At 68.8% G+C, this 14,298-nt stretch carries 15 protein-coding genes; 5 read left to right on the top strand and 10 right to left on the bottom strand.

The window, feature by feature from the left end; genetic code table 11:
* Positions 1 to 62: 62 nt before the first annotated feature.
* Genes HLAC_RS11260 through cheB form a run of 5 tightly spaced genes read right to left on the bottom strand, consistent with a single transcriptional unit; the run spans position 63 to position 6,287 of the window.
* On the bottom strand, positions 63 to 935 hold the full coding sequence (locus tag HLAC_RS11260; protein WP_015910963.1) for a CheF family chemotaxis protein: 873 nt from the start codon (positions 933 to 935) through the stop codon (positions 63 to 65).
* The gene (locus tag HLAC_RS11255) at positions 936 to 2,144 is read right to left on the bottom strand and encodes a HEAT repeat domain-containing protein (protein ID WP_015910962.1); all 1,209 of its coding nucleotides are present in this window, start codon (positions 2,142 to 2,144) and stop codon (positions 936 to 938) included. It lies immediately after the preceding gene.
* Complete coding sequence (locus tag HLAC_RS11250) at positions 2,144 to 2,953, bottom strand: CheR family methyltransferase (RefSeq protein WP_015910961.1); 810 nt, start codon at positions 2,951 to 2,953, stop codon at positions 2,144 to 2,146. Before HLAC_RS11250 ends, HLAC_RS11255 begins: the two co-directional genes overlap by 1 nt.
* Positions 2,950 to 5,175 carry a chemotaxis protein CheA gene (locus HLAC_RS11245; RefSeq protein ID WP_015910960.1) on the bottom strand — a complete coding sequence of 742 codons (2,226 nt, stop codon included), beginning with the start codon at positions 5,173 to 5,175 and terminating at the stop codon, positions 2,950 to 2,952. Before HLAC_RS11245 ends, HLAC_RS11250 begins: the two co-directional genes overlap by 4 nt.
* Positions 5,175 to 6,287: a chemotaxis-specific protein-glutamate methyltransferase CheB gene (cheB, locus tag HLAC_RS11240; protein WP_170933362.1), complete on the bottom strand. Its 1,113-nt coding sequence runs from the start codon at positions 6,285 to 6,287 to the stop codon at positions 5,175 to 5,177. Before cheB ends, HLAC_RS11245 begins: the two co-directional genes overlap by 1 nt.
* A 102-nt stretch (positions 6,288 to 6,389) precedes the next feature.
* Here cheB and HLAC_RS11235 point away from each other — a divergent pair, with 102 nt between their 5' ends.
* The 4 genes from HLAC_RS11235 to HLAC_RS11220 all read left to right on the top strand — a co-directional run bounded on the left by HLAC_RS11235 (position 6,390) and on the right by HLAC_RS11220 (position 8,731).
* Positions 6,390 to 6,875, top strand: a complete 486-nt coding sequence (locus HLAC_RS11235; protein ID WP_015910958.1) for a chemotaxis protein CheW — start codon at positions 6,390 to 6,392, stop codon at positions 6,873 to 6,875.
* Positions 6,876 to 6,997: 122 nt separating this feature from the next.
* The gene (locus tag HLAC_RS11230) at positions 6,998 to 7,693 is read left to right on the top strand and encodes an RAD55 family ATPase (RefSeq protein ID WP_015910957.1); all 696 of its coding nucleotides are present in this window, start codon (positions 6,998 to 7,000) and stop codon (positions 7,691 to 7,693) included.
* The gene (locus tag HLAC_RS11225) at positions 7,693 to 8,079 is read left to right on the top strand and encodes a DUF8057 family protein (RefSeq protein ID WP_015910956.1); all 387 of its coding nucleotides are present in this window, start codon (positions 7,693 to 7,695) and stop codon (positions 8,077 to 8,079) included. The genes HLAC_RS11230 and HLAC_RS11225 overlap by 1 nt, the downstream gene beginning before the upstream one ends.
* A gap of 43 nt (positions 8,080 to 8,122) precedes the next feature.
* Positions 8,123 to 8,731: a DUF7504 family protein gene (locus tag HLAC_RS11220; RefSeq protein WP_015910955.1), complete on the top strand. Its 609-nt coding sequence runs from the start codon at positions 8,123 to 8,125 to the stop codon at positions 8,729 to 8,731.
* Positions 8,732 to 8,755: 24 nt separating this feature from the next.
* On the opposite strand, the gene HLAC_RS11215 is transcribed toward HLAC_RS11220, so the two are convergent.
* A complete protein-coding gene (locus HLAC_RS11215; protein ID WP_015910954.1) occupies positions 8,756 to 9,358 on the bottom strand; it encodes a hypothetical protein in 603 nt (200 codons plus the stop codon).
* Positions 9,359 to 9,475: 117 nt separating this feature from the next.
* Here HLAC_RS11215 and glmM point away from each other — a divergent pair, with 117 nt between their 5' ends.
* Positions 9,476 to 10,837 (top strand): phosphoglucosamine mutase, encoded by a 1,362-nt coding sequence (glmM, locus tag HLAC_RS11210; RefSeq protein ID WP_015910953.1) that lies wholly within the window; start codon positions 9,476 to 9,478, stop codon positions 10,835 to 10,837.
* A 50-nt stretch (positions 10,838 to 10,887) separates the two neighbouring features.
* Here glmM and HLAC_RS11205 read toward each other — a convergent pair whose 3' ends face one another.
* The 4 genes from HLAC_RS11205 to hemC all read right to left on the bottom strand — a co-directional run bounded on the left by HLAC_RS11205 (position 10,888) and on the right by hemC (position 14,169).
* Positions 10,888 to 11,286 (bottom strand): hypothetical protein, encoded by a 399-nt coding sequence (locus HLAC_RS11205; protein WP_015910952.1) that lies wholly within the window; start codon positions 11,284 to 11,286, stop codon positions 10,888 to 10,890.
* 174 nt (positions 11,287 to 11,460) lie between these two features.
* Entirely contained in the window at positions 11,461 to 12,222 is a 762-nt protein-coding gene (locus HLAC_RS11200; protein WP_015910951.1) for a uroporphyrinogen-III synthase, read from the bottom strand.
* Positions 12,219 to 13,019 carry a uroporphyrinogen-III C-methyltransferase gene (gene cobA, locus HLAC_RS11195; protein WP_015910950.1) on the bottom strand — a complete coding sequence of 267 codons (801 nt, stop codon included), beginning with the start codon at positions 13,017 to 13,019 and terminating at the stop codon, positions 12,219 to 12,221. Before cobA ends, HLAC_RS11200 begins: the two co-directional genes overlap by 4 nt.
* Positions 13,012 to 14,169, bottom strand: a complete 1,158-nt coding sequence (hemC, locus tag HLAC_RS11190; RefSeq protein ID WP_015910949.1) for a hydroxymethylbilane synthase — start codon at positions 14,167 to 14,169, stop codon at positions 13,012 to 13,014. The genes cobA and hemC overlap by 8 nt, the downstream gene beginning before the upstream one ends.
* Positions 14,170 to 14,298: the final 129 nt, after the last annotated feature.

Genomic DNA, 14,298 nt, shown 5'->3' with positions numbered 1-14,298 from the left:
CCGCGGGGAAGCGGCTGCGCCGGCTGTTCGCCATTCGGCCCGCCAGTGAGATATCGGACCGTCTACTGCTCGTTCATCGCCTCACTGGCGATGTTGCGGCCGCGAGAGTTCAACGCCACCTCGCGACGCACCCGCACCTCTTCGACCACTTCGAGATCGATCAGTCGCTCGAACGTCTCCTCGACTCCGTCAACCTCCATTCCGAGGAACGACGGGATCTCGAACGGTGAGACGCCGGAGTACAGCGCCATCAACACCTCCCGGTCACGGCTGGAGAGGTCAACGTTCGTCGAACTGCGCTCTTCGCCTTTCTGGAGCCACGCCTCGACGAACCGCATCCGGTTGGGGTCGCCGGCGATGTGGGTCTCGATGCTCGTCCCCTCGTCGTCGGTGTGTGACACCTCTATCACGGGCTTCTTCTCGCCGTTGACGGTGCGTTTCGCGGCGTCGAGTCCGCTGATGTCGTCGAGGTCGAACTTCACGAACGCGCCGCTCTCCAAGGCCGCGTTGAGCCCGTTCTCGTCGATCTTCACCCGCGCCTGCTCCCACTCGGTCTCCTGAACGACGCCGCCCTCGATCGCGGGGTGTTTCGCGGTTACCGTTCGCTGGTCGAGCAGCGCTCGGTACACGTCGCGCTCGAACGCCTCGTGATCCGAGGCAGCGACGATCAGCACCTGATCGCCGAGGTCGAAGCTGACGTAGTTGGAGACCCGCGCGACCGACTGGTTGGCGTCGTGGCGCCCCCCCAGCCCCCGAAGCTTCGAGAGGGGGATCGTGCGCTTTCCGTCGTTGCCCGCGAGGATCAGCCGCCGGTTCGAGAGGAGCACCCGGCCCGGCGTCCACGAGACGTCGCTCACCTTCCGTCCCTCGCGGACGGCGACCGCGAACCGTCCCTGGGTGTCTGTCACCTTGTACTCGCCGTCGCTGTCGGACATTTACGGACCCCCGGCCCGGAGCTTCGAGACTGCCGAGAACACCCGCTTCCGGACCGCAGGGCTCTCGTCGTCAGTGAACTCTTCGAGCCGGTTGAGCGTCTCCTGTCCACCCACCTGACCGAGCACGAACACCGCCTTCGCCCGGGCGTCCTCGGGGTGTTCGGTTCCGAGCCGGTCGAGGAGGCGGTCCTCGACGATCGGCCCGCCGAGGCTCTTGAGGCTGGTGGCCGCGAACTGCGCGGTCTGCGCGTCGTCGTCCGCGAGCGCGTCCGCGAGCGCCTCGACTGCGACCGTCGACTCCCGTTCTGCGACGCGGCCGAGGATCCACGCCGCGTTCCGTCGCTGGCGGCTCTGTTGGCCGTCTGTGAGGATCTCTACCAGCGGCTCGACGACCGTCTCGTCGTCGGCCTGCTTCAGCTCGGAGACGACTCGATCGCGGACCGCGTGGCTCTGCTGAGTCGGTACGTTCGAGAGCAGCTCGATGATCGAGTACACCGCGGCGTTGCGCACTACCGCGCTCTCGTCGCCGAGCGCGCGCGCCAGCGGCTCGACCGGCTCGGGGTTGTTCGCCTTCCCGAGCGCGCCGGCGGCGATGCGCCGGAGTGACTCGTCGGCGTCGTCGAGCAGGTCCAGGAGGGGAGAAAGCGCCCGATCGGTACCGATGTTTCCGAGGGCGTTGGCGGCGGCCCGCCGGACTCGCGGCTCGTCGTCGAGCCGCTCGGTCAGCCCGGGGATTGCACGCGGATCGGCGAAGGTCCCGCAGGCCTGACACGCCCGGAGCCTGACGCGGGCGTCCTCGTCGTCGAGCGCCTCGACGAGGTGCTGGAGACCGCTCCCGTCGTCGAGTCGGCCGAGCGCGTTGGCGGCGGCCATCCGTAGCTCCGGGCGGTCGGCCTGCAGCGCGCGGGCGAACTTCCGGGCGGTGACCCACTCCGCCTCGGACCCTTTGGTGCCGGTGAGCTCCGAGAGGAGCTGTTCGAGCGCCGCCTCACCGATCTCGTCGAGCGCATCGACAGCGCCCCCGCGGACCTGTGCGTCCTCGTCCCCGGTCGCGGCGCGCAGGAGTACGTCGATAGACGGCTGGTCGCCGTGGTCGGCGACCTCGCCGAGGAACTCGGCCGCACGCTTCCGGACCGCGGCGCTGTCGCTGCCCATGGCGTCTCTGAGCCGCTCGGCGTTCCCATCTCGCGCGTGCTGGTACAGCGACATCAGACCCTCCGAAACACCCGTCGGCGCTTGTCGATCGGCTCGTACCTGTCCGAGCGGTCCGGCGGGACGCTCTCGGTCATGCCGAGCACGAGCACACCGTCGTCCGCGAGCGACGCTTCGAGCGTGTCGAACAGCGCCCCCTTGTGGTCGACGTCGATGTAGATCAGCAGGTTGCGGCACAACACCACGTCGAAGGGATCGCGGGCGCCATCGCGGATCAGGTCGTGCGCCTCGAAGTCGACGAGCCGCTGGACTTCCGAGCGCACCCGAAACGCGTCCTCGTCGCGCTCGACGTAGCGGTCAGGGTCCGAGAGCGGCTCCAGCTCCTCGGCGATGTCGGTCGTGCGGGTAGTGTGGTAGACGCCCTCGCGGGCGCTGTCGAGCGCCTCCTCGCTGATATCGGAGCCGAGCACCTCGACGCGTGACTCGTCGATCTCGGGGTCGTCGCAGGCCAACATCGCGACCGAGTACGGCTCCCGACCGTCCGCCGAGGGAGCCGACCAGACGCGGACCCGGCGCTGTTCGCTCGTCCGCTCGCGGAGCACGCCGCGGAGCGCGTCCCACATCTCCGGGTTGCGGAAGAACTCCGTCACGTTGATCGTGAGCGCGTCCATCAGCGCCTCGCGCTCGCCGTCGTCCTCCCGGAGCAGCCGCTCGTACTCGGTGTGCGACTCGGTGTCGCGCCGGCGCATCCGGGCGGTGATCCGGCGGTCAAGGTACGACTCGTTGTAGTACCCGGGCTCGAACGGCACGGTGTCGTTTATCTGCCTGAGGACGCCCTCGAAGGGCGTCTCGCTCTCGCCGCTCATAGGCTCACCACGTCGAGGACGGCCACGACATCGCCATCGCCGAGGACCGCCGTGCCGCTGAGCCCCGGTGTTCCCGACAACGGCCCATCGAGCGGTTTCACGACCACTTCCTCCTGATCGAGCACGGCGTCGCAGTGGAGCGCAACCTGCCGCGTCTCCTCCCGGATCCGCACGAGCATCCCCTCGTCGGTCACGCCGCCGTCGGTCGTCGCGGCCGCGGCGTCACCTCCGGCGGCGTCGCCGTCTGTGGGATCGTCGTCTCCCGGCCCGGCCGCCGTAGCGCCGCCGTTCGCGAGCCGCTCGTTCAGTCGGATCACGGGGTAGAGATCGTCCTCGTGGCGGACGATCTCGTCGCCGTGGACCTCTTCTACATCGTCCGCGCGGGCGACCTCGGCGATCGACTTGATCGGGATCCCGTACTCCGTGCCGCCCACGTCGACGAACATCACCTTCACGATGGCGACGGTGACCGGGAGCCGGAACTGGACCGTTGTTCCCTCGCCCGGTTCACTCTCGACTGAGACGGAGCCGTCGAGGTCGCGGGCGGTCGTCCGGACCACGTCCATCCCAACGCCGCGCCCGGAGACGTCGGTCACCTCCTCCGCGGTGGAGAAGCCGGGGTGGAAGACGAGGTCGTACACCTCCTCGTTCTCCATCGCCTCGACCGCCTCGCGGCTCTTGACGCCCTCGTCGACCGCCTTCTCGCGGAGCTGGTCGGGATCGAGCCCCCCGCCGTCGTCGGCCACCTCGATGATGACGTGGTCGCGCTCGCGTTCGGCCGTGAGTCTGACGTGTCCAGTCGGCTCTTTCCCGGCGACCTCGCGCTCCTCGGGGGTCTCGATCCCGTGGTCGACCGCGTTCCGCAGGACGTGGACGAGCGGGTCGCGCATCTCCGTGAGGATGGTTCGGTCGAGTTCCACGTCGTCACCCTCGATCTCGAAGTCGATCCGCTTGCCCAGGTCTCGCGAGATGTCGCGGACGAGCCGCGGGAACGAGTCCGACACCTGCGAGAACGGAATAAGGCGCATGTCCATCGCCGTGTCCTGCAGGCTGGACGCGAGCTTATCGAGCTCGTCTAAGGTGTCCGACTGAGCGTCGGTCGCCTCCAGTTCCCGCCGGAGCTTGATCCGGCTCGTCACCAGCTGCTCGACGAGCCCGTACAGCTCGTCGACCTGATCGACGTCGACCCGGATGGACTTGATCTCGTCACCGGAGTTAGAGTCGGATTTGGAGTTGGACGAGGAGTCGTCTTTGGCGCTCTCGTTCGCATCGTCTGCGTCGTCGGCACCGCCGACACCTACAGCCGCTTCGGAGCCGTCGTCGACTGCGTCGCCATCTTCGCCATCTTCGCCATCTTCGCCATGTTCGCCATGTTCGACATCTTCGCCATCTTCGCCATCTTCGACGAGGCCCGTCGCGATCGACTCGACCTGCGTGAGCGCGCCAAGCCCCTCGGCGACGACCCCGGGGTCGGCGTCGGCGACGAAGACGTCGAACCGCTCGTCGTACTCTCCGTCTTCCAGCGCTTCGGGGCCGGGAACCGTGACGTACTCGCCGAACTGACCGTCGAGCGCCTGCAACACGAGCGCCGCGTCGACGCCCGCCATCGCGGCCTCGCCGATCGTCACGTCTGCGTACACGACCGGGTCGTCGAGGGCGGCCGCCGCGTCGGGGAGTTCGGGGACAGAGATATCCTCCGCGTCGTCCTCGCTGCTCTCGGGGTCCTCATCGGCGGAGGCCTCGTTGACGCCACCGTCCTCGTCGCCGCCGTCTGCGTCAGCATCGTCGGCATCGCTGGCGTCGGTACCGGAGTCGGCGTCGCCGTCTCCGTCCTCGCCGCCGACGGTCCCGTGTTCCTCCATCTCGCGGAGGCGGCCCTCCAGATCGGAGGGGTCGGTCGACACGTCGCCCGTGTCGGCGATCTCCGACACCATCGCCTCGACGGTGTCGACCCCCTCGAAGAGCAGGTCCATCAGCTCGGGCGTCACCTCGCGGTCGCCCTGCCGGACCGCGTCGAGCAGGTCTTCGAGGGCGTGTCCGAAGTCGGAGACGCCTTCGTAGCCCATCGCCGCGGCGTTGCCCTTCAGCGTGTGGGCGACGCGGAACACGTCGTCCATCGCCTCGGCGTCCTCGGGGTCGGCCTCCAAGGCGAGGAGAGCGTTGTTCAGGTCGGTGATCCCGTCTTCCGCCTCGGCGACGAACGCGGCGCGGTGCGAGTCCATCAGGCCTCACCCCCCACGATCGCGCCGGCCACGTCGTCGAGGTCGTGTATCTCGCCGATGCCGCCCGTCTCGACCGCGCGCTTCGGCATCCCGTAAATGACGCAGGTGTCCTCGCTCTGTGCGATCGTCCGCGCGCCGGCGTCGGCCATCGCTCGGATCCCTTCTGAGGCGTCGGCACCCATTCCGGTCAACACGACGCCCACAAGTGGGCCGTCGACGACTGCGGCCGCAGAGCGCATCGTCACGTCGGCGGCGGGCGTGACCGATTGCGAGTCGTCTTCGTCGAGCTTGACGCGGAGCCGGCCCGACCGGTAGCTGTCGATCCGGGTGTGGCTTCCGCCGCGGGCGACGAGCGCCTCACCGGAGCCGATCCGAGCGCCGTCGCTCGCCTCGCGCACGTCGTACGCCGAGGCCTCGTCGAGTCGGTCGGCGAACCGCGCGGTAAACGCCTCCGGCATATGCTGGACGATGACAACCCGGCAGTCGGCCATCGGCAGCGCCGACATGACGCGCTCGACCGCGTTCGGTCCACCGGTCGATGCGCCGATCACGACCGTCAGCGGGCCGTCGATCTCAGTGGTCGCGGGCGGCGTCGAGGTGGTCGACACTCTGGAGATCGTCGCATTCTGGTCGCTGTCGGCGGCCTCGCGCTCGCGTCGGTCGCGGGTCGCCGCGTCGAGGTCGGCGTCCGCGACCGACCGGACGGCCTCGACGAGCCGATCCGACTCGCGGGAGACCCCGGTCGACACCTCGCCGCCGGGCTTCGAGAAGAAGTCGACCGCGCCGCGTTCGAGCGCCTCAAACGTCACCTCGGCGCCCTCGGCAGTGTGCGCCGAGAGCATCAGCACGGGCGTCGGCGTCTCGTCCATCAGCCGTTCCACGGCTTCGAGCCCGCCCATCCCCGGCATCTCGACGTCCATCGTCACAACATCCGGACGCGTCTCGGCGACCACCGACAGCGCCTCGGCGCCGTCGCCCGCCTCGCCGACGACCGCGACCCCCGCGTCGGTCAAGAGATCGGAGATCAACCCTCGCATGAACGGCGAGTCGTCGACGACAACTACCCGCAAGGAGTCGTCGCGACCGCCTCGCCGATCCGTCGTCCTACTCATGTGCGGAAGCGGGCCCAGAATCAGCATAAATCCACGGACCCGGTAATCACACCTGATAATTCAGGGGACACGGTTATTGGTATCTTCGCCGCAGAGGTTCTCATGGCAGCCATCGAGACGGACGCCGAACCCACGAAGGTACTGGAGTTCGGGCTGGGCGACGGGACGTACTGTCTGGATATTGGGGTCATCGACGAGATCGTCGACGCCGGCGAACTCACGCGCATTCCCAACTCCCCCGACCACGTCGAGGGTGTGATGGACCTGCGAGGACGCACGACGACGATCGTCGACCCGAAGACGCTCTTCGCGATCGATGAGGAGGGCCCCCGCGAGCGGATCGTCGTGTTCGACGACGACGAGATCGACGAGGGCGGCACCGTCGGCTGGATGGTCGACGAGGTGTTCCAGGTCCGCGATGTGGCTCCGGAAGACGTCGATCAGGCGACGACCGTCGACGACAAGGGGGTAAACGGGATCGTCAAGTCCGACGACCGCTTCGTGGTCTGGGTCTCCCCCGATGTCGAGGAGATCGGAGATCTCGACGCCGCCGAGCTCGGCGCAGAGGGCGAAGAGGCCGAAGCGTAGCGCGTCGGTCGCCGGCGGCCGGCCATCGGTCGCTCGCGTGCCGTCTCGAAATCGTTCGCGATCGTTCTCACCCGTGAGAACCGGGAGGCAACCCTTATCTGATTACCGACAAGTCGATCGGTATGCGCGCCTCAAGCGGCGTTCCCGGGTTCGACGCTCTCGTCGACGGCGGCTTCCCGGAGAATCGCCTGTACGTTGTCAGCGGCCCCCCCGGCAGCGGGAAAACGACGTTCTGCTCGCAGTTCGCCGCGCAGGGCGCCCGCAACGGTGAAGACGTGCTGTACGTCAGCATGCACGAGACGAAGGAGGGGATCCGTCGCGACATGGGCGGGTACGACTTCGGGTTCGACCGCGCGCTCGACAGCGACCGGATCACCTTCCTCGACTCCTTCTCCTCGGACGGCCGGCGGTTCTTCGGCTTGCCGGGCGAACGGCGGGACCACTCCGGCGTGACGAACCGGCTCACCGGCTTCATCAACTCCCGCGATATCGACCGGGTCGTCTTCGACTCCACCATGCTGTTGCGGTTCCTGCTCGACGACGACGAGGACACGATGATCCAGCTGCTCTCCTCCCTGAAGCGGACCGACGCGACCACCCTGCTCATCTCGGAGATGACCGACCCGAGCGCCTACTCGGAGGAGCACTACCTCGCGCACGGCGTCGTCTTCATGCACAACTACCTCGAAGACGGCGGGATGCAGCGCGGGATCCAGGTGCTGAAGATGCGCGGAACCGATGTCGACACCGATATTCAGGGTATCGAGTTCACCGACGGCGGGCTTCGGGTCGGCTCGGCCGCGACGGTGAGCCACTGATGTACGACCGGACCTTCGGCACGGAGTGGGACGAGCTTACCCGCGAGGAGGCGGTCGAGCGCGCGTTCGCGCTCGGCGTCGCCGACGGCGTCGGCAGCGAGCGGCCGGCAGAACTCGACCGCGTCCTCGACGCCTTCGGGAACGCGTACGACCGGAGCCTGATCGAACTCGCGTACGACGAGGGGCGGACCAAGGCGCTCGAAGCCACCACCGAGGCCGCCGACGCCGAGGCGGTCTGGGACCAACTCGTCGACGGCGCTGGCTCTCCCCGAGGATCGCCCGTATCGGCCGCCCTCCCCGGAGCGATAACGGAACTGACACTCACGAGGCGCCCCCGCGAGGGCCCCCCGTCGTCGCTCGACCTCCCGTCGATGCTCCGGAAGTGACCCCTCGGAAGGGTTTTACCCGATACCCTCTCAAGCCAGACACATGACCGTACTTCCCGACGCTGTCCGCGACGCCGACAGCGTGCTCGTCACCGGGCCGCCGATGAGCGGGAAGTATGATCTGTTCAACCGACTGCTCGCCGAGTGGTCGACCGGGCCGGTCGTCATCTCTACCGGCCGTACCGCGGAGAAGATCCGACAGGATTACGAGACGATCACCGGCCGTGACGGCGACGACGTGATCGTCATCGACTGCATCACCCACGAGCAGGGCGATAAACGCGACGACACGCCGACGACGAAGTACGTCGCCAGCGCTGGCAACCTTACCGATATCGGGATCAAGTTCACCGACGTCGTCGAGTCCTCGGCCGGCCGCGACCGCGCCGTCGGCGTCTACTCGCTGTCCCAGCTATTGATGTACTGGGATCCGGAGCGGATCTACCGGTTCACTCGCGTCATGACCTCCCAGACGTCCGGGGAGGGATGGCCGTTCGTCGGCGTGGTCAACTCGGCCGCCCACGACGAGCAGGTGGTCAATACCCTCCACGAGCCGTTCGACGTGGTCGTCGAGACCCGCGTCGAGGGAGACGACCGAGAGTTCCGCGTCCGCGGCCGGGTCGGGAAGCCCTCCGAATGGACCGCGTTCTAGAAGGCTCGTCGCTTTTTCATCGGATTACCCGACCAGCTTGAACTTGGCACCCAGCGGCGGGCCGTCCGGGATCCCCCAGTAGACGAACCGGTACGTACCGGCCCCGAGCGGCGGGCACACCGCCAGATCCCGATCGGGGACCGCCGACGCGATCGCCGCCTCTTCGAGGTCGATCGACCAGATGTACGCGCTGCCCGCGTCGAACGTCTCCTCGGCTTGAGGAAGCTCGACTGCCTCGCCCGCGGGCGACCCGCGGATGTCGAGCCACCCCTCGCCCGTCTCGCGCTGGAGCGAGTAGGCGTGTTTGCCGAGGACCGTCGCCGGCTCGTCGCCGGTGTTGCGGAACACGAGCCGCATCGACTGGCCGTACGTCTCGGCGTTCCCCTCCGTCGCCAGTTCGAACCGCGTCCCGGCGGCGTCGACGATAGTCCCCTCGACCGGTTCGTCGAAGGGGGCTGTCAGCCGGACGAACGAGTCGTCCTCGCAGGTCAGGGTCTCTGGGACCCCCTCGGGGCCCTGCGGGCCGTCGCCCGCGGCGAAGTCGAGACACCCCGCGACCCCGACCGAGCCGGCGGCCGTGAGGGTCGCCGCGCTCGTCGCCAACAGATCACGTCGCGTGCGCTCCATGCGACCCGTTGGGGTGCGGCCGGTTTGAACCGCACGCGTCGGCTCCGCCCGTGTCAGCATGCATCCCGCCCGCCCCGGTTCGGAACCGCTTTCCCGTCGGCCGGCGCATGATCGCTCATGGAGCTGTTCGGATCTAGCGGCATTCGCGGGGTCGCGCTCCGGTATCTCACGCCGGAACTCGTCCTCGGAATCGCGAAGGCCGCCGGCACGACCTGGGACGCCGACCGGGTCGCCGTCGCCCGCGACACCCGTACCACCGGCGAGCTGTTCGCCAACGCCGCTGCGAGCGGGCTGGCCGCGGTCGGCTGCGACGTCGACCGGCTCGGCGTCGTCCCGACGCCAGCGGTCGGCAACTACTGCGAGTCGGCCGGCATTCCCTGTGTCCTCGTCACGGCCTCGCACAACCCGCCGGAGTTCAACGGGATCAAGCTCGTCGGCGACGACGGCGTGGAGCTGTCGGTCGACGTGCTCGAACGCGTCGAACGTCGCGTCCTCGACGACGAGTACGACCACGCCGACTGGCGGAACGCGGGCGCTACAACCCGCGTCGAGTGCGCCGTCGACGACTACGTCGACCAGCTGCTCGACGCGGTCGACCGCGAGGCGATCGCCGACGCGAACCTCACGGTCGCGGTCGACCCCGGCCACGGCGCGGCGTCAGTGTCGTCGCCGCGGATCTACCGAGAGCTCGGCTGTGAGGTGCTGACCGTGAACGCGACACCGGACGGTCACTTCCCCGGCCGGGATTCGGAGCCGGTCCCGGAGAACCTCGACGACCTTCAACGGCTCGTCGCGACCACCGACGCCGACGTGGGGATCGCCCACGACGGCGACGCGGACCGAGCGGTGTTCGTCGACGAGAACGGGGAGTTCGTCGACGGTGACACCTCGTTCGCAGTGATGGCAGACGCCTGCCTCGAACCCGGTGATGCCGTCGTCAGCGCGGTGAACGTCTCCCAGCGGCTCGTCGATGTCTGCAACGCCAACGATGCTGACTTGGAGCTGACCCCCATCGGAGCGACGAACATCATCACGCGAACGCGCGACCTCCACGACGAGGGGACGAACGTCCCCATCGCCGGCGAAGGGAACGGCGGGGTGTTCTTCCCGCCGTATCGGCTCTCGCGCGACGGTGCGTACATCGGCGCGCGCTTCCTTGAGCTGCTCGCGGCCGCCAGCGACCCGGTCAGCGAGGTGGTTGCCCCCTACGCCGACTACCACTTCGTGCGGCGCAACGTCGAGTACGCGGACGACGACGAGCGCGACGAGATGCTGTCAGCCGCGCGAGCTTACGTTGAGACCGCGGACGCGGAGCCGAACACCACCGACGGCTACCGTCTCGACTACGGGGACGCGTGGGTGCTCGTGCGCCCCTCCGGCACCGAACCGAAGATCCGGATCTACGCCGAGTCCGCCGACGCCGACCGCGCCGAGCGGCTGGCGACAGACATGTACGTCGCAGTCGAGAGCGGACGGTAGCGCGGCTGCTGCTCACGGCTGTTGGTTATAACGCTGTCAGCGACGCCGATTCACTCGGTGACGACGGACGCGGTCGGCTCCGATGGGCACTTCGCCCATCGAACTGCGGTCGCGGCGTCGTTGAACGGCTCGGCGTCGATCCCCTTGACGTCCATCGTCCGTTCGAGGTATCGCCGCTTGGGACGCTCCGCGACCACCGCGAACCGCCCGACGCCGCGGGCGGCGGCGGCCTGCGCTGCGAGCCGAAGCATCTGTCGGCCGGCGTCCGAGCAGGGGCGCGACGTCCGCACGACGAGCACGACGGCGTCGATCCGCCGCTCGACTGCGAGCGTCCGCCACCGGTCGAGCAGCGCCTCGCTGTCTGACGGCGAGAGGCCCGTCCCGTGTGGAAATTCGACGACGAGCACCCCGTCGTCGACTCGGATCGACCATCGGTCGCTCGGTTCCATGCTAACCGTTCTCACCTGTCGGCTAATAAACGTACGCACCTAGATATCGGATATGATATTCAGAGCAGAAATAAGCGAGATCGAGGTCGCACGAAAACCACTCTCATCATCTCGAACTTCCCGGCATCTCCGGGACACGATCTCCGATAACCGGCTCGGTATCGGTACTGAAACCTACCGCTTCGCCGAGGAGCGTTCGACGACCGCGTCGGCGACGGCTCGCGCGAGCGCCTCGAAGTCGGCGTCGTCGGGGACCACGTCGACGTCGATCCCACTGTCTGCGGCGGTCTCCGCCGTCGGCGGCCCGATTACGCCCACGACGGCGTCGTTCAACCCTTCGATCGCCGCCTCGCGGACCCCGCGTTCCGCCGCGGCGTCGAGGAAGTGCGTCACCGTGAGCGACGAAGTGAACGCGGCGGCGTCGAGGTCGCCCGCGGCGGCCATCGCCGCGGATTCGCCGGCGTCCGAGGGGCGCGTCAGCCGGTACAGCACCGTCTCGGTCACGGTCGCGCCGGCTTCACGGAGCCCCGCTAAGAGCACGTCGCTCCCGTGGTCCGAGCGCGCTACCTCGACGTGTTCGCCGTCGACGCGATCCTCCAGCGCCGCCACCAACCCGGCGGAGGTGTACTCGTCCGGCACGAGGTCGACGGTCCAGCCCGCCGCCCGCGCCGCCTCGGCGGTCGCAGGGCCGATGGCGACGAGGGTCGCGTCGCCGGGCTCCCAGCCCGCCTCGGCGGCGAGTTCGACGCCCGTCTTGCTCGTGAGGACGACGTACGGCGCATCCTCGGGCGTCGCGTCCGTTGGCTCGACCGCGAGCATCGGGTCGGCCACCGGGTCGGCACCGAGCGACGCCAACAGCGCCTTCGCGTCCTCGATCCGCTCGTCGGCGGGGCGGAAGACGGCGACGCGGGGGGTATTGGAGTTGCCGTCGCTCACTCGTCGTCACCCTGCGTATCGTCGTTTTCGAGGAACTCGACGACCCGCTCGCGCGTCGCGGCCACGTCGCCGATCACGGTGATCGCTGGCGGCTCGATCCCCGCCTCGTCGCGGACCTCGACGATGGTGTCCAGCGTGCCCGTCGCGACGCGCATGTCGGGCCACGTCGCGCGTTCGATCAGCGCGACCGGAGTGTCACCGTCGAGGCCGGCGTCGCGGAGTTCGGCTGTGTACGCCGGGAGCTTGCCGACGCCCATCAACACGACGATGGTGCCGCCGGTGGCCGCGAGCGCGTCCCAGTCGACCGCCGACTCCTCCTTCGTCGGGTCTTCGTGGCCCGTGACGAAGGAGACGGAGGAGGCGTGGTCGCGGTGCGTCACCGGAATTCCGGCGACCGCGGGACCCGCGATCGCGGAGGTGACGCCGGGAACGATCTCGAAGGGGATCCCGGCCTCCGCGAGGTGTTCGGCCTCCTCGCCGCCGCGACCGAAAACGAACGGGTCGCCGCCTTTCAGGCGGACGACCGACTTCCCCTCGCGCGCCAGTTCGACCAGCCGCCGGTTCGTGTACTCCTGCGGGGTCCACTCGCCGCCGGCGCGCTTCCCCACGTCTTCGCGCTTCGCCTCCGGAATCCGTCCGAGGATCTCCGGGCCGGGGAGCTTGTCGTGGAGGACCACGTCGGCCAACTCGATCAGTTTGGCGGCCCGCACCGTCAGCAGGTCCGGGTCGCCCGGACCGGAACCGACGAGGTAGACCGTACCGACACCGTCGCCCGCGGCGCCGTCTCCCTCACTCATCGGTGTCGGCCTCTTCATCGGCGCGGGTCTCCTCGCGCGCCGCCTCGATCAGTTCGGCGGCTCCTCGGTCGGCCAAGTCCGCCGCGAACTCCTCGGCGGCCTTCGCGTGCGACCGGATCGGGAGGTCTCGGGTGTCGGCCACCTCTTCGGTGCCGTCGGTCGAGAGCACGCGAACGCGGGTGTGGACGTGCTCGCCCTGTACGAGCGCCGAGACGCCGATCGGAGCGACGCAGCCGCCGTTGAGTTCGCCGAGAATCGTGCGCTCGACGGTGACGGCTACCCGGGTCCGCGGGTGGTCGACCGCGGAGCGCACGTCCTCGATCACGTCCGGGTCGGTCGCGGTGACGGCGATGGCGCCCTGTCCGGCCGCGGGGACGAACTCCTCGCGGGGGAGTCTGGTCGTCGGCACCTCGTAGAACAGCTCCGAACGCCGGAGCCCCGCCTCCGCGAGGACGATGGCGTCGTACTCCGTCTCGACCTTCCGCTCCATCGCCGAGCGCTCGAGGTCCGAGAGCGAGTCGAACCACTCCTCGACGGTGCGATCGAACTCCTCGTCGATCTCGTCGGCGTCGGCGCTCTCGTCGTCCGCGTCGTCATCGTCGCTTCCTTCCGCCGTCGCCGCGCTCGCCTCGCCGGACGCGATCAACCGCCGCTCGTGTTCCGCCTGCAGGTCGGGCGCGAGCAGCTTCTCGACCCGGGTGTCGACGTTGCCCCGCAGCGGCTCGACGACGAGGTCCGGTCGCGCGGCCTTGATCTGTGCGGTTCGTCGGAGCGATCCGGTCCCGACGACGGAGCCGGACGGGAGGTCCTCGATGCCGAGGCCGTCGGGGTGGACGAGCACGTCGCCGGAGGGCGCGCGCTCGGGAACGCCGGCGATCACCATGTCGTCCATCCCCTCGGTGGGCACGTCCTTCAGCGAGTGGACAGCGAGGTCGGCGTCGCCGCCGAGTACCTCCTCGTCGAGTGCTCGCACGAACGCCCCCGTCTTGCCGAGGCGGTGGATCATCTCGTCGGGGATCTGGTCGCCGCGGGTCTCGACGCGTCGGAGTTCCACGTCGCGTCGGCGGCTCGACAGCGCGTCGCGGACGGTTCCGGCCTGTCGGAGGGCCAGATCCGACCCGCGCGTAGCGAGCCTGAGTGTATCGGTCATACCCGGACTGAGGTCCTCCGCGTTCAAAAGCGCACTAGTTCGGTCGTCGCGTCGAAATACGAACGGAGCGCGGAACGCCGACACGACCATTTATAACTGGGGCCGGTCTGCGTCGGTGACTGTGTGGCA

Origin of the sequence: Halorubrum lacusprofundi ATCC 49239 (assembly GCF_000022205.1) — an archaeon.
Classification (GTDB): domain Archaea; phylum Halobacteriota; class Halobacteria; order Halobacteriales; family Haloferacaceae; genus Halorubrum; species Halorubrum lacusprofundi.
This window is presented reverse-complemented; position numbering and strand designations above follow the sequence as displayed.